Source organism: Curtobacterium flaccumfaciens, assembly GCF_013359815.1.
GTDB lineage: Bacteria > Actinomycetota > Actinomycetes > Actinomycetales > Microbacteriaceae > Curtobacterium > Curtobacterium flaccumfaciens.
The window spans coordinates 351,851-371,883 of record NZ_JABMCF010000040.1 but is presented as its reverse complement, the minus strand read 5'-3'; the positions used below and the strand labels follow the sequence as shown (position 1 = coordinate 371,883).

At 73.4% G+C, this 20,033-nt stretch carries 17 protein-coding genes; 6 read left to right on the top strand and 11 right to left on the bottom strand.

Features of this window, described 5'->3' with window-relative positions:
- Nucleotides 1–170: 170 nt before the first annotated feature.
- Both HP445_RS15530 and HP445_RS15520 read right to left on the bottom strand, forming a co-directional pair.
- A complete protein-coding gene (locus HP445_RS15530) occupies nucleotides 171–2,828 on the bottom strand; it encodes a phosphoenolpyruvate carboxylase (RefSeq protein WP_111022923.1) in 2,658 nt (885 codons plus the stop codon).
- 173 nt (nucleotides 2,829–3,001) lie between these two features.
- Nucleotides 3,002–3,685: a biliverdin-producing heme oxygenase gene (locus HP445_RS15520; protein ID WP_128779806.1), complete on the bottom strand. Its 684-nt coding sequence runs from the start codon at nucleotides 3,683–3,685 to the stop codon at nucleotides 3,002–3,004.
- Between the two features lie 84 nt (nucleotides 3,686–3,769).
- Here HP445_RS15520 and HP445_RS15515 point away from each other — a divergent pair, with 84 nt between their 5' ends.
- Both HP445_RS15515 and HP445_RS15510 read left to right on the top strand, forming a co-directional pair.
- Nucleotides 3,770–4,615: a siderophore-interacting protein gene (locus tag HP445_RS15515; protein ID WP_111046882.1), complete on the top strand. Its 846-nt coding sequence runs from the start codon at nucleotides 3,770–3,772 to the stop codon at nucleotides 4,613–4,615.
- Between the two features lie 520 nt (nucleotides 4,616–5,135).
- Nucleotides 5,136–5,702 (top strand): GIY-YIG nuclease family protein, encoded by a 567-nt coding sequence (locus HP445_RS15510; RefSeq protein ID WP_111046883.1) that lies wholly within the window; start codon nucleotides 5,136–5,138, stop codon nucleotides 5,700–5,702.
- 47 nt (nucleotides 5,703–5,749) lie between these two features.
- Here HP445_RS15510 and HP445_RS15505 read toward each other — a convergent pair whose 3' ends face one another.
- The 4 genes from HP445_RS15505 to HP445_RS15490 form a co-directional block, all read right to left on the bottom strand.
- Nucleotides 5,750–7,300 (bottom strand): GMC family oxidoreductase, encoded by a 1,551-nt coding sequence (locus HP445_RS15505; RefSeq protein ID WP_128779805.1) that lies wholly within the window; start codon nucleotides 7,298–7,300, stop codon nucleotides 5,750–5,752.
- Entirely contained in the window at nucleotides 7,297–8,682 is a 1,386-nt protein-coding gene (locus HP445_RS15500; RefSeq protein WP_164941097.1) for an alpha/beta fold hydrolase, read from the bottom strand. The genes HP445_RS15505 and HP445_RS15500 overlap by 4 nt, the downstream gene beginning before the upstream one ends.
- 82 nt (nucleotides 8,683–8,764) lie before the next feature.
- Nucleotides 8,765–9,751: a hypothetical protein gene (locus HP445_RS15495; protein WP_128779803.1), complete on the bottom strand. Its 987-nt coding sequence runs from the start codon at nucleotides 9,749–9,751 to the stop codon at nucleotides 8,765–8,767.
- 116 nt (nucleotides 9,752–9,867) lie between these two features.
- On the bottom strand, nucleotides 9,868–10,119 hold the full coding sequence (locus HP445_RS15490; protein ID WP_071405261.1) for a DUF4287 domain-containing protein: 252 nt from the start codon (nucleotides 10,117–10,119) through the stop codon (nucleotides 9,868–9,870).
- 154 nt (nucleotides 10,120–10,273) lie between these two features.
- On the opposite strand from HP445_RS15490, the gene HP445_RS15485 reads away from it, so the two are divergent.
- From HP445_RS15485 to HP445_RS15475, 3 genes are read left to right on the top strand one after another with little or no spacing between them, the layout of a single operon-like run.
- Nucleotides 10,274–11,389, top strand: a complete 1,116-nt coding sequence (locus HP445_RS15485) for an amino acid ABC transporter permease (protein ID WP_128779802.1) — start codon at nucleotides 10,274–10,276, stop codon at nucleotides 11,387–11,389.
- Entirely contained in the window at nucleotides 11,389–12,162 is a 774-nt protein-coding gene (locus HP445_RS15480) for an amino acid ABC transporter ATP-binding protein (RefSeq protein WP_128779801.1), read from the top strand. The genes HP445_RS15485 and HP445_RS15480 overlap by 1 nt, the downstream gene beginning before the upstream one ends.
- Nucleotides 12,163–12,202: 40 nt before the next feature.
- Nucleotides 12,203–13,219: a transporter substrate-binding domain-containing protein gene (locus HP445_RS15475; RefSeq protein ID WP_128779800.1), complete on the top strand. Its 1,017-nt coding sequence runs from the start codon at nucleotides 12,203–12,205 to the stop codon at nucleotides 13,217–13,219.
- Between the two features lie 344 nt (nucleotides 13,220–13,563).
- Here HP445_RS15475 and HP445_RS15470 read toward each other — a convergent pair whose 3' ends face one another.
- Genes HP445_RS15470 through HP445_RS15460 form a run of 3 tightly spaced genes read right to left on the bottom strand, consistent with a single transcriptional unit; the run spans nucleotide 13,564 to nucleotide 17,323 of the window.
- Nucleotides 13,564–14,706: an LLM class flavin-dependent oxidoreductase gene (locus HP445_RS15470; RefSeq protein WP_128779799.1), complete on the bottom strand. Its 1,143-nt coding sequence runs from the start codon at nucleotides 14,704–14,706 to the stop codon at nucleotides 13,564–13,566.
- Nucleotides 14,703–16,088, bottom strand: coding sequence for an NtaA/DmoA family FMN-dependent monooxygenase (locus HP445_RS15465; RefSeq protein WP_128779798.1), 1,386 nt, complete (start codon nucleotides 16,086–16,088; stop codon nucleotides 14,703–14,705). Before HP445_RS15465 ends, HP445_RS15470 begins: the two co-directional genes overlap by 4 nt.
- Nucleotides 16,085–17,323 carry an LLM class flavin-dependent oxidoreductase gene (locus tag HP445_RS15460; protein WP_128779797.1) on the bottom strand — a complete coding sequence of 413 codons (1,239 nt, stop codon included), beginning with the start codon at nucleotides 17,321–17,323 and terminating at the stop codon, nucleotides 16,085–16,087. Before HP445_RS15460 ends, HP445_RS15465 begins: the two co-directional genes overlap by 4 nt.
- 103 nt (nucleotides 17,324–17,426) lie before the next feature.
- On the opposite strand from HP445_RS15460, the gene HP445_RS15455 reads away from it, so the two are divergent.
- Nucleotides 17,427–17,987: a histidine phosphatase family protein gene (locus HP445_RS15455; RefSeq protein ID WP_128779796.1), complete on the top strand. Its 561-nt coding sequence runs from the start codon at nucleotides 17,427–17,429 to the stop codon at nucleotides 17,985–17,987.
- A gap of 69 nt (nucleotides 17,988–18,056) precedes the next feature.
- Here the strand turns inward: HP445_RS15455 and HP445_RS15450 are convergent, their stop codons facing one another.
- Both HP445_RS15450 and HP445_RS15445 read right to left on the bottom strand, forming a co-directional pair.
- Nucleotides 18,057–19,079 carry an SLAC1 family transporter gene (locus HP445_RS15450; RefSeq protein ID WP_128779795.1) on the bottom strand — a complete coding sequence of 341 codons (1,023 nt, stop codon included), beginning with the start codon at nucleotides 19,077–19,079 and terminating at the stop codon, nucleotides 18,057–18,059.
- A 102-nt stretch (nucleotides 19,080–19,181) separates the two neighbouring features.
- Nucleotides 19,182–20,030, bottom strand: coding sequence for a DUF1684 domain-containing protein (locus HP445_RS15445; RefSeq protein WP_128779794.1), 849 nt, complete (start codon nucleotides 20,028–20,030; stop codon nucleotides 19,182–19,184).
- Between the last annotated feature and the right edge of the window lie 3 nt (nucleotides 20,031–20,033).

Sequence of the window (20,033 nt, the reverse complement as noted above, 5' to 3'; positions counted from 1 at the left end):
TACGCGTCCCCGAATCGATTCGACGGGCACTTCGTGAGCAGGAATGGTCGGTTCGCGGTGCCGGACGCGACCGTTGCTGCTCACGAAGTGCGGGCCCGGGGCGTGCGCGGGGACGGACGGGAGGCCCGGTGCCAGCTGGCACCGGGCCTCCTGTCCGTCGGGTGGGGGCGTCAGCCCGTGTTCTGCAGGCCGGCTGCGATCCCGTTGACGGTGAGCAGCAGGAGCCGGTGGTCGGCGTCCGTCGGGTCCGTGCTGCCGGACGTGCGGATGGCGCGCAGCGCACGGAGCTGCAGGTGCGACAGCGCGTCGACGTACGGGCTGCGGAGGCGAACGGCGCGGGCGAGGACGGGTCGGTCCTCGAGCACGTCGCTGCCGCCGGAGACGCGGAGCACCCAGTCGCGGGTGCGGACCATCTCGTCGAGCACCTTCGCGGCGAGGTCGTCGCGGTCGGCGAGCTCGAGGTACCGGCGGGCGATGTGCTCGTCGGTCTTCGCGAGCGACATCTCGACGTTCTTGATCATCGCGGCGAAGAGCGGCCACTCGGCGTAGGCGGCGCGGAGCACGTCGACGTCGCCGACGGCCTCGAGCGCGGAGCCGAGCCCGTACCAGCCGGCGAGGTTGATGCGCGCCTGCGTCCACGAGAACACCCACGGGATGGCGCGGAGGTCCTCCAGCGACTCCACCGACAGGCCACGACGGGCCGGGCGGGAGCCGAGGGGCAGCAGGCCGATCTCCTCCATCGGGGTGACCCGGGCGAACCAGGGCGCGAAGCCGTCGGCCTTGACCAGGTCGTAGAAGGCGACGCGTGAGACGTCGTCGAGCTGCTGGGCGAGGTCGGCGAACCGGGCGGCCGCGGCGGCGGTGCGCGCCTCGTTCGACGGCGTCGACGCGAAGAGCGTCGCCGAGGCCATCTGCTCGAGGTGGCGGGCGGCGATGTCCTGGTCGCCGTACTGGGCGAAGATGACCTCGCCCTGCTCGGTGAGCTTGAGCCGGCCGTCGATCGATCCCGGCGGCTGCGCGAGGACGGCCTCGTTGGCGGGACCGCCGCCCCGGCCGAGCGAACCGCCCCGGCCGTGGAACAGGGTCAGCTCGATGTCGTTGTCGCGGGCCCAGTCGGCGATGCGAGCCTGCGCGTCGTACAGCGCGAGGTTCGCCGACACCGGGCCGACGTCCTTCGACGAGTCCGAGTAGCCGAGCATGACCTCGAGCCGACGGCCGGTCGCGGCGAGACGTCGCTGGAAGGCCTCGGTGCGGACCGCCTCGTCGAGGATGTCGACGCTGGCGTGCAGGTCGGCGAAGGTCTCGAACAGCGGGATGACGTCGAGCACCGGCGCGGCCTCGGCGGACCCGAGCGCGGCGACCGCGAGCTCGTGCACGTTCGCCAGGTCGGCCGGGGACTGCGTGAACGACACGATGTACCGGTTCGCCGCGCGGACGCCGTAGCGGGACTGCAGCCCGGCGATCGTGCGGAAGACGGCGAGGACCTCTTCGGTGGTCTCGCTCAGTTCGCCACCGGCGCGGATCTCCGCCAGGGCCGTGCGGTGCACCTGCGAGTGCTGGCGGACCTCGAGCTCGGCCAGGTGGAACCCGAAGGTCTCGACCTGCCAGATCAGGTTCTGCAGCTCGCCGTTCGCCGGGCGGATCGCGCCGGCGGCGATGAGCGACGCCTGGATGGTGCGGAGGTCGGCCAGCAGCGCCTCCGGGCCGTCGTAGGCCAGCGGTGTGGTGCCGGTCCGGGTGGCGTCGATGCGCGCGGCGACGAACAGGAGCGCACGACGGTGGGTCTCGTTCGGTGCGCGGACGCCGATCCGCTCGGCGATGCCCGGGTCCAGGGACTCCTGCGCGGCGACGAGGGCGGTGAGGCCGGCGTCGGCGGGGGTGTCGCTCGCGTCGAGTGTCAGGGCGCTGCCGATGCGGGTGGTCGCGCGGGCGAGGCCGAGCAGGATGTGCTCCGCCGCGATCTCGGCGGCCTGGCGGGTGACGTCGGCCGTCACGTGCGGGTTGCCGTCGCGGTCGCCGCCGATCCAGGTGCCGAACCGCACGAACGCGGGCGCGATCACGGAAGCGCGGCCGGCGTCGTCGCCCTGCAGCCGGTCGTCGAGCAGGCGGTACACCTGCGGGACGATCTCGAACAGGGTCTGGTCGAACACGCTCATCGCGGTGCGGACCTCGTCGAGCGGGGTCGGCCGGGTGGTGCGGAGCGGCGAGGTGCGCAGGAGGGTCGTGATCTCCTCGAGCAGGCGGCGCTCGTTCTCGGCGCGGGCCGTTGCGTTCCGGGCACGGTCGCGCTCGTCGATGAGGTCCGTGATGCGGCGGACACCCGTGGTGACCGCGCGGCGGCGGGCCTCGGTCGGGTGGGCCGTCAGCACCGGGTGGAAGCGCAGGGTGCGGAGGCGCTCGGCGGCCTCGGCCTCGCCGACCTCGGCGACGAGCTCGGCGTAGGTGGCGGGGAACGAGTCCCCGGCCACGCCGCCGTCGTCACCGCGCTGCCGGAGGACCCGCACGCGGTGGTGCTCCTCGGCCAGGTTCGTCAGGTGGAAGTAGGTGGTGAACGCCTGTGCCACGGCCTCGGCACGTTCGGCCGACATTCCCGAGACGATCGCCTGGGCACGCGCTGCGCCCTCGGCGTGGTCGCCCTCGTAGGCGTCGATCACGGCGGCGCGCAACGACTCCACGTCGTGGAGCAGTTCGTCGCCCCCGTTCTCCCGCAGCACCCGGCCGAGGAGGTTGCCGAGGTACCGGACGTCGGCGCGCAGGTCACTGTCGACCGCACCGCTGACGTCGTCCCGCGCGCGCTCGTGGCGTGCAGATCCGTCGATCGCCGTCATGGAGTCCTTTCCGGGTCGTCCGGGAGGCTGGTCCCGGGTCCCAGCAGCGTATCGGCACCCGGGGGCGCATGACGTCGACCGTCCGGACGGACGCGGGGCAGGGTCCGGACGGACGCGGGGCAGGGTCCGCGCGGGGCCGCGCGCGGCCGGGCTTCGGTCCTTCCGCCGCTGGATCAGGCGGGCACGGAGGCGCTGCCCGGCTCCTGACGGAACGGCCGACGGCGGGCATCGAGGCCGGCGAGCAGCCCACGGTTCAGCTCGTAGGCGAGCTCGACCTCGGCGATCACCCGCTCCTGTTCCTCTGCCGTCCAGGGCGCGGCGTCGAGCTGGGCCCGGTAGGTGTGCTCGAAGTCGCTCGGGTCGGCGACCTGGTCGAAGATGTAGAAGAGGACACCGTTCGTGTCGAACCCGAACCGCTCGGCCAGCACCTGCCCGATCACGTGCCCGCCGGACACGTCGCCGAGGTACCGCGTGTAGTGGTGCGCCACGAAGCCGCCGGGCCAGGCCGCCGCGACCTCGTTGAGGCGTCGCACGTACGCGGTCGTCGCGGGCAGCGGGCACACCAGCTCGGACCAGTCCGGGCCGATCAGGTACTCGAGGTCGGCCCGGATCGCCGGCATCCGGGTGAGCTGCGCGGTGACGAACGGCGCGGCCACGGGGTGGTCGGCCATGCGTTCCGCCGCCCGCTCGAGCGCGTCGTACACGAAGGCGTACTGTCCGAGCAGGTCCGCGTAGTCGGCGACGTCGCAGTCGCCGCCGAGCAGGTCCTGCATGAAGCCGCTCGTGGCCGAGGCACCGTGCGAGCGCCGCGTGCGACGCCGCAGCAGCTCGGAGAACGGGATGACGGTCGAGTCCATGAGGTAAGGCTAACCTTAGTGATGCGCGCGTCAAGCAGGGATCACCCAGGTGACGCCGAACCCGCGAGAGGAAGCTCCCCCACGATGAGCTCGAAACCCAAACGCCCCCAGCACGTCTTCGTCGTCGACCGCACCGAACGGCTCTCGCCCCACATGGTGCGCGTGCACCTGGGCGGCTCGGCCTTCGAGGACTTCGTCGCCCAGGCCGACCCCGACCGACTCGGCTCGACCGACAAGTACGTCAAGCTCCTGCTCGCGAAGCCGTCGCTCGGACTGGTGCCGCCGTACGACCTCGAGGCCCTGCGCGAGACCCTGCCGAAGCACGACCGCCCCGCCCGCCGCACCTACACGGTGCGCGCGGTCGACCACACCACGCGGACCATCGCGATCGACTTCGTCGTCCACGGCGACGAGGGCCTCGCCGGTCCCTGGGCAGCGTCCGCGCAGCCGGGCGACCGGCTCGCCCTGTCCGGGCCCGGTGGTGGCTACGCGCCGAGTACCGACCCGGCCGTCACGCACGTGCTGCTCGGTGATGACAGCGCCCTGCCCGCGATCGGCGCGGCACTCGAGTCGATGCCCGACTCCGCCACCGGGGTCGCCCTGGTCGAGGTGGCCGGGCCCGCGGACGAGCAGGACATCCGGCACCCGGCCGGGGTCGACCTGCGGTGGCTGCACCGGGACGCCACCGGCGCCCAGCCGGGCACGCTCCTGCTGGAGACGGCCCGCGGGCTGCCGCGTGCCTCCAGGCCGGTCCAGGTCTTCGCGCACGGCGAGCGGACCGCGATGAAGGCGATCCGTCGGCTGCTGCAGGACGACTGGGGTCTGGAGAAGCGCGAGATGTCGTTGTCGGCGTACTGGGCGCTCGGTCGTGGTGAGGACGAGTTCCAGGAGGAGAAGCGCGAGCCCGTCGGGGTGATCTTCACCGACTGACGGCGGGCCTGCGTGTCCGTTCTTTCCCAGGGCGGGCGCGATGGCTGGTGGAAACGGGCGTACCTGGTCGGAAGAACGGACCAGGTACGCCCGATTCGACCCAGTACGCGCGTTCTCGGTCGGTACGCCCGGATCGGCGGACTTTCGGGGTGCCCGGTTGTCGCAGGGACGCCCGATCTTTCCCAGAGCGCGCGCGATGGCTGGTGGGAACGGGCATACCTGGTCGGAAGAACGCACCGGGTACGCCCGATTCGACCCAGTACGCGCGTTCTCGGTCGGTACGCCCGGATCGGCGGACTTTCGGGATGCCCGGTTGTCGCAGGGACGCCCGTTCTTTCCCAGAGCGCGCGCGATGGCTGGTGGGAACGGGCGTACCTGGTCGGAAAAACGCACCAGGTACGCCCGGTTCGACCCAGTACGCCCGGTTCGACCAGGGACGCCCGGGACGCCCGGTGGGCCCAGCGCGCGCAGCGGCCGGGAGGCCCGGGACACGTCGGTGGGTCGGGCTAGCGTTCGGCGCATGGTCACCTCGTCGTGCTGCGTGCCGGGTTGCGCAGGCGTGCTCGCGGACGGTCTCGCGGGCGTCCCCCTGTGCGGCGCGCACGTCGCGTTCGTCGCCGACCTCGCGGCCGAACACCCCGGCGTCGAGGACGCCCTGCCCGGCCCGTGCCCGGCGTGCGGGTCACGGATCGGGGTGCGGTACCCCTCGGGGATGGTGTGCGCCCGGTGCGAGTGGCGGTGGGGTGACGTGCCGGACGGCGACCTCGCTCCCCCTCGGGTCGACGTCGTCTACTACCTGCGGATGCGCGACGACTTCGGCGACCGCATCAAGATCGGCACGACGATGAACCCCCGGCAGCGGCTCGCGGCGATCCCGCACCAGGACCTGCTGGCGTTCGAGCGCGGTGACCGGACCCTCGAACGCCGACGGCACGCCACGTTCGCCGCCAGCCGGTACCCGGGTACCGAGTGGTTCCGGGTGACGCCGGAGCTCCTGGCCCACGTGGACACCGTCGCCGCCGGCGTCGACGACCCGTGGGACCTGCACGCCCGGTGGACGAGCGAGGCGCTCGCGCTCCGAGGCTGAGCCGTGCCCGGGCGGTCGGCGCGGGCTCAGCCGGTCGGGGCTCCTGCTCAGGCGGCCTGCAGCATGCGGTCGGCGGTACGGAGCGAGAGCGCCATGATCGTCAGCGCCGGGTTCGCGATGACCGCGCTCGGGAACACCGAGTTGTCGGCGATCCACAGGTTCGGGACGTCCCACGAGCGGCCGTCCTGGTCGACGACGGAGGTCTCGCGGTCCGTGCCCATCCGCGCGGTGCCGATGGTGTGCGCCGTGCGTTCGAGCACCCGGACGTCCCGACCGCCAGCGGCCTCGACGATGGTCGTCATCGTGCGGACCGCGTGGCGGCGGATCGCCTCTTCGTTCGAGCCCGGGGTGAACGAGACCCGGGCACGCGGGACGCCGTGCTCGTCGAGTTCGTCGGTCAGTTCGAGGCGGTTGTCGTCGTACGGCAGGCACTCGGCGTTGATGCCGACGCCGGCCGAGAACGGGTAGTCCTGCAGCGCCCGGACGAGCTCGGCACCGCGGAGTCCGCCGCCCCGGACCAGCGAGGTCGCGAAGGTCTGCGGCTGCACGCCCAGGCTCTGGATGAGGTAGCCGCCGGCGAAGTCGGCGTCCGCCGGTCGGACGAAGTCCTCGGTGATGATCGACGACGGGTACCCACGGTACGAGCGCATCGACTCGTCGAACCGCGCCCACACCTGGGTGGCTCCGTGCGCGGTGAAGTTCCGGCCGACCTGCCCGCTGCCGTTCGCGACACCGGTGTGCAGCAGCAGTCGCGGCGTCTCGACACCACCCGCGGCGAGGACGAGTGACCGGCAGCGCTGGCGGTGCTCGCGGCCGTCGGCCGTGTACAGCACCGCCTCGACCCGTCCCGCCGCGTCGAGCTCGATGCCGTGCACGAAGGACTCCGGGCGGATCTCGGCACCGAACGCCACGGCGGCGGGCAGGTAGGTCGTGTCCATCGACACCTTCGAGCCGTTGCGGCAGCCCTGGTGGCACGAGCCGCAGGACACGCAGGCCTGGCGCAGCCCGTGGTGCTCCTGGTGTCGGTCCTCGGTGGTCAGGCCGACCGGGGCGTCGGTCGCGGTGATCCCGGCGGCCGCGGTGCCGCGCATCATCATGTCCGACGAGGCGTTCCTGGCCGGTGGGCGCATCCGGTACCGGCGGGAGGGGTCCCACGGGTAGTGCTCGGGGCCGGCGACGCCGACGTCGTGCTCGACCTGCTCGATCCAGCCGGTGAGCTCGGCGTGGCTGATCGGCCAGTCCTGCCCCGCGCCGCTCTCGGTCCGCAGTCGCAGATCGTGCTCGCTCGGCCGCGGGGTGAACGCGCCCCAGTGCAGCGTCGACCCGCCGACGCCCGTGCCGCTGTTGTTCGGGCCGAAGGCCGTCGGGGCTCCGCCGCCGCTCAGCCGCTCGTCCATCCAGTTGATGTCACCGGGGGCGGCGACCTCGTCCGGCACGTGGTCGCCCGGCGCGGTGTTGCGACCGGCCTCGAGCGCGACGACCGTCAGGCCCCGGCGGGCCAGCGATGCGAGGAGCGGTGCTCCCCCGGCCCCGGTGCCGACCACGACCACGTCGACGACGTCGTCCGTGCCGTACGTGCGTTGTCCGTCGAGTCTCATCGTGCAGCTCCGGTCGTCGGTGCGGTGTCGATCGTGGTGGTGGTGCCGGTGTCGGCGGGGGCCTCGGGTTCCCAGGCCTCGCGCTCGCCCGCCGCGAGCAGCTGGAAGCCCTGCTTGCGGACGCCGTCGCCGCCGTTCGCGTAGCCGTCGAAGTCGATGGCGGCCATGGTGGCGGGGTGTGCAAGCCAGTGCTTCACGAGGTCGACGCTGGCGTCCTCGAACCACGCGCGCAGCTGCTCGGCGTCGAGGTCACCGTCGGCGCGGTACCGCCCGACCGCCACGGACTCGAGGGCCTGGTCGAGCACGCCGTCGCGGGCGGGTGCAGCGAGGACGTCGAGCGCGGCGCGGTAGGCCTCGGCGTCCACCGGCAGGCCGTCCGGCCGCCAGCCGTCACCGAGCCCGGCGGCGAGCTGCGCGTCGACCCGCAGCGCCAGGTCGACCTGGTCGGTGCCGGGCTGCGGGACGACGATCCGGGCGACGGCGCGCAGGGTGTCCAGCTGCGTCGGCGTGAGCGCGTGGGGTGCGGCAGCCGGGTCGTCGGGCAGGGCCCGCTGGGCCAGCAGGCCTCGGGTCCGGGCGCTGACCCGCGGCGAGGCGATCACGCGGGCGTGCTCCACGGGGACGACCGGCGACCCCGTGACCCGGCGCTGCCAGAAGTCGCGGATGCGCTCGGCCACGGCCTCGGGCTGTTCCCAGGGCAGCAGGTGGGCGGCGCCGTCGACGACGTGGAGCTCGCTGTTCGGCCAGTGCGGCAGGGTCAGGCGGCGCTGCGCGTCGGCATCGAGGTCGCCGTCCTCGGCGCCGGCGAGCACCAGGGCGGGCACCGGGTTCGGTGCGGCGTCCGACCAGTCCTCGCGGCTCCCGCGGGACAGCCAGTCCGTCCAGGCGGCGGGGTCGGTCCGCTCGACGTCCTGCACCGCCGCGCTGTGCCGCGCGGGTGCCAGGGGCGACGCGGTGTTGGCGGCGACGAACTCCTCGGCGTCCTCGACGGAGATCGGGCCGCCGGCAGCCCACGACAGCATCGTCCAACGGCGGTCGTCGTCCATCGGCTCGGGAGCGAGCGGGGACGCAGCGAGGAGCAGCACGGCCCGCAGTCCGAACAGGCCGTTCGCGCCGGAGATCGTGCGGTCGGCCACCACCGTGGCGACCTTGCCACCCATCGAGTGTCCGAGGAGCATCCACTCCGTCGAGCCACTCGCCCCGATCGCGCGCTCCACCAGGACGGCCATCTCCTCGACGGTGGTGCCGGACGACGCCGGGCTGCGGCCGAAGCCGGGCAGGTCGATGCCGATCAGGTCGAGGTCGCCGAGGAGTTGGGCGCGCAGCAGCGCGAACTCCTCGGAACTCGCGCCGAGGGCGTGGAGACAGAAGACGGTGGTCACCATGTATACCTACCCGTCGCTCGCGACCGCTCCCAGCCGGGCCGTACCCCGCCGGGTCGCGCGTGTACCCCGATCGACGGTGTCACCGGGCGTACGCGTCGACGAACAGCGCGCCCCGGAGCTCGCGCAGGGTGTCCGCCAGCCGGTCGACGGTCCGGCCGGAGATCCCCGAGACCTGGAGGTCGTACGGGCCGAGCGCGGGGAGCCGCCCGGTGCGGATGCGGACGACCTCCCACCCCACGGCGCGGACGGCGCGGTCCTTCTTCCGGTCGGTCTCCTGCCGCGGGCCGACGTGCTCGAGGCCGTGCCGACCGGTGGAGTCGTACTCGATGGCGACGCGGAGCTCGGGCAGGATGATGTCCGGCCAGGCCTCGACGTGGTCGAAGAACGGGCGGTCGAGTCGGATGGCGGAGTGGTCGTAGGTGAACGCGAACCGCTCGGACAGCATGCCCCGGAGTTCGGCCTCGACCGCCGAGGCCGTCGCCGGCGCACAGACGCTCGTGAACGACTCACCCGACGGCAGCCGCGGGGTCTTCGGGCAGATCGTGCGGGGAACGGGCTGGGCGGTCCGCCGTGGCGCCCCTCCGGCCGAGCCGGCGACGGGCCGACGGGACCGGGACCGGGAACGGCTCGACGCGACGGCTCCGGCCGGGACCCCGCGCACCGGAGCCGCCGGCAGCGTCTGTCGTCCGGCACTCCGGACGACCCGCTGCGGCACCGGCACGGCCTGCGGCCAGTCCGACGGCAGCACCGGCCACCGCTGCGGCTGTGCCTGCACCGCGCACTCGGGGCACCAGACGGATCGCCGACGTTCACGGCCCGGGCGGGACCGCTGTTCGGACGGGGTCGCCACGAAGACGTGCCCGACGTCGCACTCCCAGGTGAGCAGGACCTCGGCCGCCGGGGGGACCTGGGTCAGGACGACGCCGTGGTTCCAGTCGGGGTGGTACTGCCGGATGAGCACCGGGTACGGCGCCCAGTCGGCGCGGAACTGTCCGACGGCGTACGGCACCGCTTCGCCGCGCGACCACTGTCGGCGGCGCCACCACGCATCGACGGGTTCGACCACGCCCCCACGCTAGGAACGACCACCGACACCCGCCGCACCACGCACCGCGGCCGACACCCGCCGCACCACGCACCGCGGCCGACACCCGCCGAACCACAGGCGAGCGCCGCGACCGCTCAGGAGGCCAGCGCGTGCTTCACGTAGGCGACCAGGGCGTTCGCGTGCCCGTGCCCGAGGCCGTGCTCGGCCTTGAGCCACCCGACGACCTCCATGTGCTGGTGGTCGTCGAGCCGGTCGGCGACCAGGTCGAGCCACTCCTGCACCGGGCGCCCGTACGTCGCCTCGATGCTCGGGAAGTACGACGCCGGGCCCTTCACCTTGGTGCCGTCCGCCGGGGGCACCGGGGCGGTCACACGATGCGCTGTCATGGCGCAACGGTAGCGCTCCGTCGGCCGTCACGGAACGTCACGCAGGACACCGTTCTGTGACGCCGCGTTGCGCCGGATGGCCGGGTGTTGCGCCGCGTGGCGGGGTGTTGCGCGAGGCGTTGTCGGCGTCGGCCGGCCCTCCTACGGTCGCGACATGACCGAGACCACCAGGGCCCCGCAGTGGGAGGGGACCAGCGTCGACGACGCGGGCCGGACGACCGGGGCGAGCCGCGCCTCCAGGCCGGAGACCGCGACCATCGACGCAGCCGGACACGCCGCACTCGACCGTTCCGTCGTGCCGTTGCGGCACCCGCTGCGGTGGATCGCCGCCGCGCTCGTGCTCGTCGTGCTGCTGAACTTCGGCGAGACGCTGTTCACGAACGAGCAGTGGGGGTGGCCCGCCGTCGGCAAGTGGCTGTTCAGCCCGGCGGTCCTGACCGGCCTGCAGCTGACGCTCACCGCCACCGCGCTGAGCGCCGTGATCAGCTTCGCCAGCGGGATCCTGGTGGCCATCGCCCGGCTGTCGCACAACCCGGTGCTGTCCGGGCTGGCGTGGGGGTACGTGTGGCTGTTCCGGTCGGTGCCGCTCATCCTGGTGCTCGTCTTCCTGTACAACCTCGGGTCGCTGTACCCGACCATCGGCATCGGGATCCCCTTCGGGCCGCAGTTCGAGGTACCGACCGCGAACCTGCTCGGGGACCTGGCGATCGGGGTCATCGGGCTGAGCCTCAGTGAGATCGCCTACGCGTCCGAGATCGTCCGCGCCGGGGTGCTCGCCGTCGACCACGGCCAGCACGAGGCCGCGCAGGCGCTCGGGCTCCCCCGTCGCCGGCAGTTCGTGCGGGTGATCATGCCGCAGGCACTGCGGTCGATCGTCCCGGCGTTCGTGAACCAGGTCGTCGGCCTGCTGAAGGCCTCGTCACTGCTGTTCTACGTGTCGCTGCTCGACCTGTTCGGCGTGGTGCAGAACCTGTCGAGCACGTACCCGGGCGACATCATCCCGCTGCTCGTCGTCGCCACCATCTGGTACCTCGCGCTCACCAGCGCGGTCTCGATCGTGCAGTACTACGTCGAGCGGTGGACGGCCCGCGGGTCGGTCCGTGCGCTGCCGCCGACACCGTGGCAGCGGGTGCGGAGCGTGCTGCGCGGCGGCGGGACCGGACGTGGTCCGGGACGGCCTGGAGGCGCGGGTCGCCGCACACAGGCAACCGCCGCCGATCGCGCGGTCGCGTCCGGGTCCACTTCCACCGTCGACGACAGGAGCATCTGATGAGCGCCGCCATCGCGATCCACGGAGCCGTCAAGGCGTTCGGGGACAGCGTCGTCATCGACGGCATCGACCTGTCGCTGCCGTCCGGCAGCGTGACCGTCGTCCTCGGCCCCTCCGGTTCCGGCAAGTCCACGCTGCTCCGGGCGATCAACCACCTCGAACCGCTCGACCGCGGGGTCGTCACCGTCGGTGACGAGCCCATCGGGGTCCGCCTGCGCACCGGCCGCGACGGGGTCCCCCGCTGGAAGGAGCTGCCCGAGCGGCACATCCTGCGGCAGCGTGCCCGGATCGGGTTCGTGTTCCAGCACTTCAACCTGTTCCCGCACCTCACCGCGCTCGAGAACGTCGCCGAGGGGCCGATCGCCGCCGGGGTCCCCGTCGCCACGGCCCGAGCGCGGGCTCAGACCCTGCTCGAGCGGGTCGGACTCGGCGACCGCGGCGCGGCCCGCCCCCGGCAGTTGTCCGGCGGGCAGCAGCAGCGGGTCGCGATCGCCCGGGCCCTGGCGCTCGAGCCGTCGGTCGTCCTGCTCGACGAGCCGACCTCGGCGCTCGACCCGGAGCTCGTCGGCGAGGTGCTCGGGGTCATCCGGGGGTTGGCGGACACGGGCACCACGCTCGTCATCGTCACCCACGAGATCGCCTTCGCCCGCGAGGTCGCCGACCACGTCGTGTTCCTCGACCACGGGCGGGTCGTCGAGCAGGGGCCGCCGGCCCAGGTGCTCGACCACCCGCAGCACACCCGCACGCGCGACTTCCTGTCCCGCGTCCGCTGACCCCTGACCCCTGATCCCCGCACGCACCCCAAGGAGAACCATGTCCACGATCACCCCCGCCCGCTGGCGCAACCGCGCCGGTTTCCTCGTCCTCGCAGCCGGCGTCGTCGTCGCCCTCGCCGGGTGCTCCGCGGGCGCTTCCGCCGACACGAGCGGCGCACCCGACGGCTCCGTCACCATCGGCGCCGCCTCGAACGGTGCGGCGAAGGAGACGACCGTCGAGGTCACCGAGGACACGAAGCTGCACGACGCGCTCCCCGCCGCGGTCCGGAAGTCCGGCAAGCTCACGATCGGCGTGGGGGCCCTGCCCGCCGGGTTCCCGCCGCTCGCCTTCACCGGTGACGACCAGAAGACGATCACCGGTTCGGAGCCCGACCTCGGACGGCTCGTCGCAGCGAAGCTCGGGCTGCGCGCGGACGTGCAGAACGCCACGTGGGACAACCTGTTCGTCGGCATCGACAGCGGCAAGTACGACGCCGGGTTCTCGAACGTCACGGTGACCGAGGAGCGCAAGGAGAAGTACGACTTCGCCTCGTACCGGCAGGACAACCTGGCGTTCCAGGTGCTGGCGTCGAGCTCGCTGCGCTTCGACGGCGACCCGTCCGTGCTCGCCGGGAAGACCCTGTCCGTGAGTTCCGGCACCAACCAGGAGAACATCCTGCTCGAATGGCAGAAGGAGCTCCGGGCGAAGGGCGAGGACTTCACGATCAAGTACTACCCGGACGGCAACGCGATCAAGCTCGCGCTCGACTCGGGCAAGATCGACGCATACTTCGGCCCGAACCCGACGATCGCCTACCAGAACACGCAGAGCAAGGGCACCGCGAAGGAGACGAAGACCGCAGGGACGTACTCCGGCGCCGGCTCGTCACTGCAGGGGCTCATCGCCGCGACGACGAAGCAGGGCAGCGGCATCGCGAAGCCCGTCGCGGCGGCGATCGACGAGCTCATCGAGGACGGCACCTACGCGAAGTGGCTCGCGGCCTACAACCTGTCGAACGAGGCCGTGAAGACGTCCGAGGTGAACCCCGAGGGTCTGCCGCTCGACAACAGCTGAGGCCGCGCCGTGACACCCCCGTGGCCATCGTGGTCGCGGGGTGTCGTGCGTGCGGCGGGGTCGGCGCGGGCTTTCGCGGACGAGCAGGAACGACGATGTCGACGTCGCACGACTGCGACGATGTCGCTCGGGACGCACCGTTCGAGCTGTGCGCGCCCCCGGAACGCGTGGCGGGTCCGCGACGCCGCCACGGTGCGGACGGGAGGCCCGTGGCGGCCTGGCACCGTGCCTCCAGGCCGTACCGTGCCCGGCTCCGCACCCCGTGCCCGGCTCCGCACCGTGCGCTGCGCGCACGAACGACTCCGTCGCTGTCGGACGACAGCGACGGAGTCGTTCCGCGTCGGTCAGCGCGCGGCGGCGGCCGGCTCCCGCACGTCGGCGCGCCGCGCCCACTCCGCGGCGAGCAGCTCGTAGGAGCGCACGCGGGCGTCGTGGTCGTGCGCGATCGTCGTGACGAGCAACTCGTCCGCTCCCGTGACCCGCCGGAGCGTCTCGAGCCGTTCCGCGACGTGTGCCGGGTCGCCGACGAACCGGGTCGCGAGCCGGTCCGCCACCGACGCCTCGGCCTCAGCGGGGAACCGCAGCTCCCGAGCCTGGTCCGGGGTGGGGTACTCGATCGCCCCGACGCCGGAGCGGATCGAGTGCACCCACTGGGCGTACCCGTTCCCGAGCTCGTCCGCCTCGGCCGCGGTCGGCGCCACGAGCACGTCGGCCGACACGATGACGTGCGGCGCGTCGAGCACGCCCGGGCGGAACGCGTCGCGGTAGGCCTGCACCGACGCCAGGACCGTGCCCGGGGACGTGTGGTAGTTCGCGCCGTAGGGCAGGCCGAGCGCGCCGGCGATCCGGGCGCTCTCGCCGCCGGTGGAGCCGTGGATCCACAGCTCGACGGCGGCACCCCCGGCCGGCGGGGCCTCGATCACCGCGCCGTCCCGCGACCACGTGCCCGCGAACAGGCCGCGGATCAGATCGAGTTCGCCCGCGAACCGCTCGACGTCGCCCGGCACCCGGCCGAGCAGCTCCCCCTGCAGGGCGAACCTGCTGCCCGGCGCGATGCGGAAGTCGAACGGCGCGGGGACGAGCAGGCCGTCGACGACCTGGTCGGTCCGCGGGGCGAGCGACGGCGGCTTCGGGGTGCCCGGAGCTGGGGCTCCTGAGCGGCCGAGCCCGAGGTCGATGCGCGGCCCGTGCAGCGCGGCGAGCGTGCCGAAGGTCTCGGCGATCTGCAGCCCGCTAGTGTTGCCGACCAGTGTCGCGGCGCTGCCGACCCGGATGGTCGAGGTGGCTGCCGCGACGGCCCCGATGACGACGGTCGGTGCGCTGCCGGCCACGCCGGGGTTGAGGTGGTGCTCGGCGAGCCAGTAGCGGGCGTACCCGGCACGTTCCGCGGCGACGGCCAGGTCGACCGTGTTCGCCAGGGCCTGGGCCGGGGTCGACCCGCTGCTCACCGGGACGAGGTCGAGGACGGAGAGCGGGACCCGGCTCATGCGAGCACCCGCTGCCGGTCGAGGACCCGTCCGGGCAGGTCGAGCGTCTGCCGGAGCGTGGCGCCCTCGTCGTACGACTGGCGGTACACGCCGCGCTCCTGCAGCAGCGGGACGACCCGGTCGACGAACTCGTCGAGCCCGTAGGGGTTGGTGTGCGGCACGACCACGAAGCCGTCGGTGGCCCGCTCCTGCACGTACCGGTCGATCTCGGCGGCGATGTGTGCGGGCGTCCCGACGAACCCGCCGCGGGTCGAGACCCGGATGACCAGGTCACGGATCGACAGGTGTTCAGCCGCGGCGAGGTCGCGCCACGACTGCACCAGTGCGGGCACGTCGCGGGTGTGGCGGACGCGGCCACGGGTGATGTCAGCGCCCTCGAGGTCCGGTTCGATCGAGGGCAACGGCCCGTCGACGTCGTACGACGACAGGTCACGGTTCCACACCTGTTCGAGGAACGCGATCGCCGTCGCCGGGCTGACCTGGGCACGGCGGATCGCCCGGGAACGTTCCTCGGCCTCGTCCGCCGTGTCGCCGAGCACGAAGGTCGCGCCGGGCAGGATCTGCAGCTCGTCCTTCGACCGTCCGACCCGCTCGAGGCGCGCGGTGACGTCCCGGTAGAAGGCCTGCGCGTCGTCGAACTCGGTGTGCAGCGAGAAGACCACCTCGGCGTGCCCGGCGGCGAGGTCGCGGCCCTCGTCGGAGTCGCCGGCCTGCACGATCACCGGGTGGCGCTGGGGGCTGCGCGGGACCGGGAATGTGCCGGTCACGTCGAACTGTGGGCCGTGGTGGTCGACGTCGTGGATGCGGGAGCGGTCGGCGAAGGCCCCGGCGGCCAGGGTCCCGGCGGCGCCCGCTCCGTTCGCCACGATCGCGTCCGACTCCCACGAGTCCCAGAGCTCGCGTGACAGCTCCACGAACTCCGCTGCCCGCGTGTACCGGTCGGCGTGGTCGAGGAACCCGCCGCGGCGGAAGTTCGCGCCGTGGAACGCGTCCGAGCTCGTCACGACGTTCCAGCCGGCGCGGCCGTCGGTCAGGTGGTCGAGCGTGGCGAGCTGCTTCGCGAGTTCGACGGGCTCGTTGAAGGTGGTCTGCAGGGTCCCGACCAGGCCGATGTGGTCGGTGACCCCGGCAAGCGCGGCGAGGATCGCGAGCGTGTTCGGGCGCCCGACGACGTCGAGGTCGTGGATGCGTCCCTTCTGCTCGCGCAGCCGCAGCCCCTCGGCGAGGAACAGGAAGTCGAAGTACCCCCGCTCGGCGTTCCGGGCGAAGTGCTCGAACGACGAGAACGCGATCTGGCTCTCGGCGCGGTCGTCGCTCCAGACCGTGGTGTTGTTGACGCCCGGGAAGTGGGCGGCGAGGTGGACCTGACGCTTGGCGCTCATGCTGAGACCCCCGAGGAGACGGAACCGACACCGGGACCGACACCGGCACCGGTGACGGCAGGACGCGCGTACCGGCTGACCGCCGGCGCGATGCCGAGCCGCGTGCGCAGGTCGGCGGTGGGACGGGACGCCACGTCGGCGCGGAGCCCCGCGGTGACGAGCGCCGGGACGAGCTGCCTGGCGATGGCGGTCGAGTCGATCGGGATGCGCAGCGGACGGAGCCGGACGCCGGCGTACCCGAGTGCCCGCAGGTCCCCGATCCGTGTCACCAGGTCCGGCACCGTCGTCGCGAGGACGGACGTGTCCGACCCGGAGCCGACGGCGTACGGGGCGCCCGCTGCCGCGTCGAGCGCGGCCAGCTCATCGGCGGCGGCCGCCGGCGACGACCCGATGAGCACCGCGAGGTCCGCGAGGACGGGACGACGGAGGTCGGACCCGGCCGCCTGCTCGGCGTCACGGACGAGTGCCAGCGCACCCCGATCCTCCAGGCCGTCGAAGCCGGGCGTGACCAGCACGACGTCCGCGGCGTCCACCGCGAACGCGGCCGCGTCGGAGCGGTGCGCGAGCGCGAAGACCGGCGGCCGCCCCTGCGGGGACCGCGGCACGATCGACGCGCCGTGCACGGAGACGAACGAACCGGAGAACGCCGCGTTGTGGATGCGGTCGCGGTCGATGAAGCGGCCGGTCGTGACGTCGCGGATGATCGCGTCGTCGTCCCAGCTGTCCCAGAGGCGGGAGACGACTTCGGCGACCTCGCGGGCCTCGTCGAACAGCGTGGCCGCGTCGTCGCCGCCGGGTCGGCGGCCGAACAGCGCGGCCTCGCGGGTCGTCGGGCTCACCTGGATCCGCCACCCGGCCCGCCCCAGCGAGACGTGGTCGAGGGTCTGGAGGCCCGTGGCGACGTGGAACGGTTCGGTGTGCGTGACCGAGACGGTCGGCACCAGACCGATCGCGCGGGTCGCAGGGGCGACCGCGCTCGCGACCAGGAGGGCGTCGAGGCGGCCGACGACGGTCGACGTGTCGAGGTCGCCGTCGGGGTCGGTGTGGCCGGCGGTGAACGAGTCCTCGAGGGTGACGGCGTCGACGCCGAGCCGGTCCTGCTCGACGACGACGTCGCGCCAGTGCCGGAGGCTCGTGAGCCGGTGCGCTGCCGGGCCGGCGGCGCGCCAGGCGGCGGGGTGCCAGCCGGCGCCCTGCAGCGCGGTGACGAGGGTGATGCGGTCGGGCACGGTCATGGGGCGACGCTAGGACGGTTCGGCCGGGCGGCGAAGCGGTGTTGCGGAACGTGACCGACGGTGTCGCCGTGTGACGCGCCTCGCACCGTGCGAGGATCGCCGGATGGTCTCGTCGTTCCTGACCCACGCTGAAGTGGTGGTCGACCCCGCGGTCCCGATCGAGTCGTGGGGGCTGTCGCCCGAGGGTCGCGTCCGGGCCGCCGCCGCACACCGGCTCGCGTGGACGCCGGGCTCCCGGCGGATCGTCTCGAGCACCGAGCGCAAGGCCGTCGAGACCGCCGACCTGCTCGCCAGCGCCGTCGGACTGCCGGTCGAGCGCGACCCGCTGCTGGGCGAGATCGACCGGAGCGCGACCGGCTACCTGCCGCCGTCCGAGTTCGAGGCCGTCGTCGACGCGTTCTTCGCTGCACCCGAGCAGTCGGTCCGCGGCTGGGAGCGGGCGATCGACGCCCAGGAGCGCATCGTCGCGGCCGTCCGCCGGCACTGCGCCACCGGCGACGTCACGATCGTGTCGCACGGTGCGGTCGGCGCGCTGTTCCTGGCCCACCTGCGCGGCGTCCCGATCACGCGCGCCCTCGATCAGCCCGGCATGGGCAGCGTCTTCCACTTCGACGCGCCCGCCTGGCGGGCGACCAGCGGCTGGAGACGCGTCCCCGCGACCTGACGGGAGGCGCGGGGCGGGGCCGCCACGGGCCTCCCGTCCGCCGCCTGCCCGTCCCGACCGCCCCGCTCGTCAGACCACGCGCGTCGCGCCCGTCACGGGGCCGGGGGCGGCGTCCTCGTCGTCGGCGTCGTGCAGGGTGCGCTCGGCCTGCCCGAGCAGGTGGTGCACGGCGAGGCCGATCGAGCGCGCACCGACGATCGCGACGAGCACGCTGAGCAGCGCCAGCAACGCGGCGGTGGGGATCCAGGCGGACGGCAGCGCGAGTGCCCGGAACCACTCCACTGCGGCGGTGGCGACCGCGGCTGCCGGGAACACGAACGACCAGAACCCGAGCGAGAACGCCAGGCGGACGTACCGCGGCAGCAGGGCCAGCTGCACGAGGACCATCAGGACGCCGAGGCCCGCGACGGCCTGCACGGGCAGCGTCACAGCGCCGTCGGTGAGGGCGAACACCGACAGGGTGGCGACCGCCGGCGGCGCGACCAGGATCGCCATCGTCGGCACGAGCGGCCCCGGCAGCGCCGGCCGGAACGCCAGCCGGATGAGCAGCAGGCCGGTCATGACGCCCCAGAAGAACACGCCGACACCGAGGGCCGGCCAGGACAGCCAGCCGACGCCGACCTCGTGCGTGGCGACCGAGGCGACCAGGGCCGCGGCGACGGTCGGCAGCAGGTAGCCGCCGTGCACGGACTCCAGGGCGAGCCGGCCCTCGAACCAGGTGCTCAGCAGCCAGGCGGCGAACCCGGCCGCGGTGGCCACGGCGGCGAGCACCACGACCTGCCCGGCGACGGGGGCGAACCGCGCGAGGTCGACGCCGAGCAGCATCGCGGTCGCGGGCACGAGCGCGGCGATCGGTCCCTGCGCCGGGTGGCGGAGCTGGTCGACGAGCCGTTCGCTGACGCGTGCGCCCCGGACGGCGTGCGCACCGAGCAGCCACACCCACGCGACGGCCGCGATCGCCCAGAACACCTGCGGCACCACGGCGGGCAGGTGCAGCACGGGGGCGGCGTACGACCACGTCTCGGCGAAGCCGGCGAGGCCGAACGGGACGGCGAGGGTGTTGAGCGGGATGCGGGAGGTGGGTCGTGGCATGGCTCCCCCATTGTCCTGGACGGGTCGGGTGTGCCGGTGCGCGGTTCGGGGGCCGTGCGCGCGGCGGGGCGTGCGTGCCCGCGGGCCGTGCGTGCTCCGCGGTCAGGCTGCGGGCAGTTGCTCGCCCGCCTCGATCGCCACGTCGAGCCGGTTCTCTGCGGGCGGCAGCGGGCAGGTCGCGTGCGGGGTGTAGGCGCACGGCAGGTTCGTCGACCGGTTGAAGTCGATGCGGGTGGCACCGTCGGCATCCGGTGCGGCGATGTCGAGACTCCGGTTCGCCGCGTACGTCGTGACCCCGCTCGTGCGGTCGGTGAACAGCACGTTCAGGCCGCCGGCGTGCCCGTTGAACGCCAGGAGCGACCGCGGCCCGTCGAGGTCGAACGTCAGGACGCCGGGGGCCTCGTACACGTGCAGCAGGCCGTCGACGACGCTGCCGACGGTGACCTCACGCGGAGTGTCGAACGGCTCGAAGTGCGCGTCCACGACGAAGCGCTCAGCGGGCGCGTACGCCGGGGTGCCCTGGTACTCGACGCGAGTCGGGTTCGACGGGTGCCGCGGGCGGAGCAGGTCACTGCCGCCGCGCCGGGCGACCTCGATCACCACGGTCTCGTCGCCGTCGTGCCACACCACGTTCGTGCTCGAGCGCTCCGGCAGCGGGCCGAACCGGTGCGTCCCGGTGACCGGCTGTCCGTCGACCTCGATCGTCTCGTCGTCGGCCAGTGCGACCACCGGGCCGTCGTCGTCCGTCGACCAGCTGCCCGGGGCGTCCTCGAACCGTTCCGGCGTGGCGGTGAGCCAGCGGATGCTCGTGATCGCGAGGAACCCGTGTTCGCTCGCCCGGGCCTGCTCGTGGTCGTCGTGCCAGGCGGTCCACGCTCCGGCGAAGGTCGGTGCGGCCGGGGGCGTCGGGTTCGTCGTGGTGGTGTCGCTCGTCGGGGTCGTCGTGCTCATGGG

Excerpts from the sequence above, each read along its gene's own strand:
- HP445_RS15530 (WP_111022923.1), bottom strand. The coding sequence starts at position 2,828 with ATGACGGCGATCGACGGATCTGCACGCCACGAGCGCGCGCGGGACGAC.
- HP445_RS15520 (WP_128779806.1), bottom strand. The coding sequence starts at position 3,685 with ATGGACTCGACCGTCATCCCGTTCTCCGAGCTGCTGCGGCGTCGCACG.
- HP445_RS15515 (WP_111046882.1), top strand. The coding sequence starts at position 3,770 with ATGAGCTCGAAACCCAAACGCCCCCAGCACGTCTTCGTCGTCGACCGC.
- HP445_RS15510 (WP_111046883.1), top strand. The coding sequence starts at position 5,136 with ATGGTCACCTCGTCGTGCTGCGTGCCGGGTTGCGCAGGCGTGCTCGCG.
- HP445_RS15505 (WP_128779805.1), bottom strand. The coding sequence starts at position 7,300 with ATGAGACTCGACGGACAACGCACGTACGGCACGGACGACGTCGTCGAC.
- HP445_RS15490 (WP_071405261.1), bottom strand. The coding sequence starts at position 10,119 with ATGACAGCGCATCGTGTGACCGCCCCGGTGCCCCCGGCGGACGGCACC.
- HP445_RS15485 (WP_128779802.1), top strand. The coding sequence starts at position 10,274 with ATGACCGAGACCACCAGGGCCCCGCAGTGGGAGGGGACCAGCGTCGAC.
- HP445_RS15480 (WP_128779801.1), top strand. The coding sequence starts at position 11,389 with ATGAGCGCCGCCATCGCGATCCACGGAGCCGTCAAGGCGTTCGGGGAC.
- HP445_RS15475 (WP_128779800.1), top strand. The coding sequence starts at position 12,203 with ATGTCCACGATCACCCCCGCCCGCTGGCGCAACCGCGCCGGTTTCCTC.
- HP445_RS15470 (WP_128779799.1), bottom strand. The coding sequence starts at position 14,706 with ATGAGCCGGGTCCCGCTCTCCGTCCTCGACCTCGTCCCGGTGAGCAGC.
- HP445_RS15465 (WP_128779798.1), bottom strand. The coding sequence starts at position 16,088 with ATGAGCGCCAAGCGTCAGGTCCACCTCGCCGCCCACTTCCCGGGCGTC.
- HP445_RS15460 (WP_128779797.1), bottom strand. The coding sequence starts at position 17,323 with ATGACCGTGCCCGACCGCATCACCCTCGTCACCGCGCTGCAGGGCGCC.
- HP445_RS15455 (WP_128779796.1), top strand. The coding sequence starts at position 17,427 with ATGGTCTCGTCGTTCCTGACCCACGCTGAAGTGGTGGTCGACCCCGCG.
- HP445_RS15450 (WP_128779795.1), bottom strand. The coding sequence starts at position 19,079 with ATGCCACGACCCACCTCCCGCATCCCGCTCAACACCCTCGCCGTCCCG.
- HP445_RS15445 (WP_128779794.1), bottom strand. The coding sequence starts at position 20,030 with ATGAGCACGACGACCCCGACGAGCGACACCACCACGACGAACCCGACG.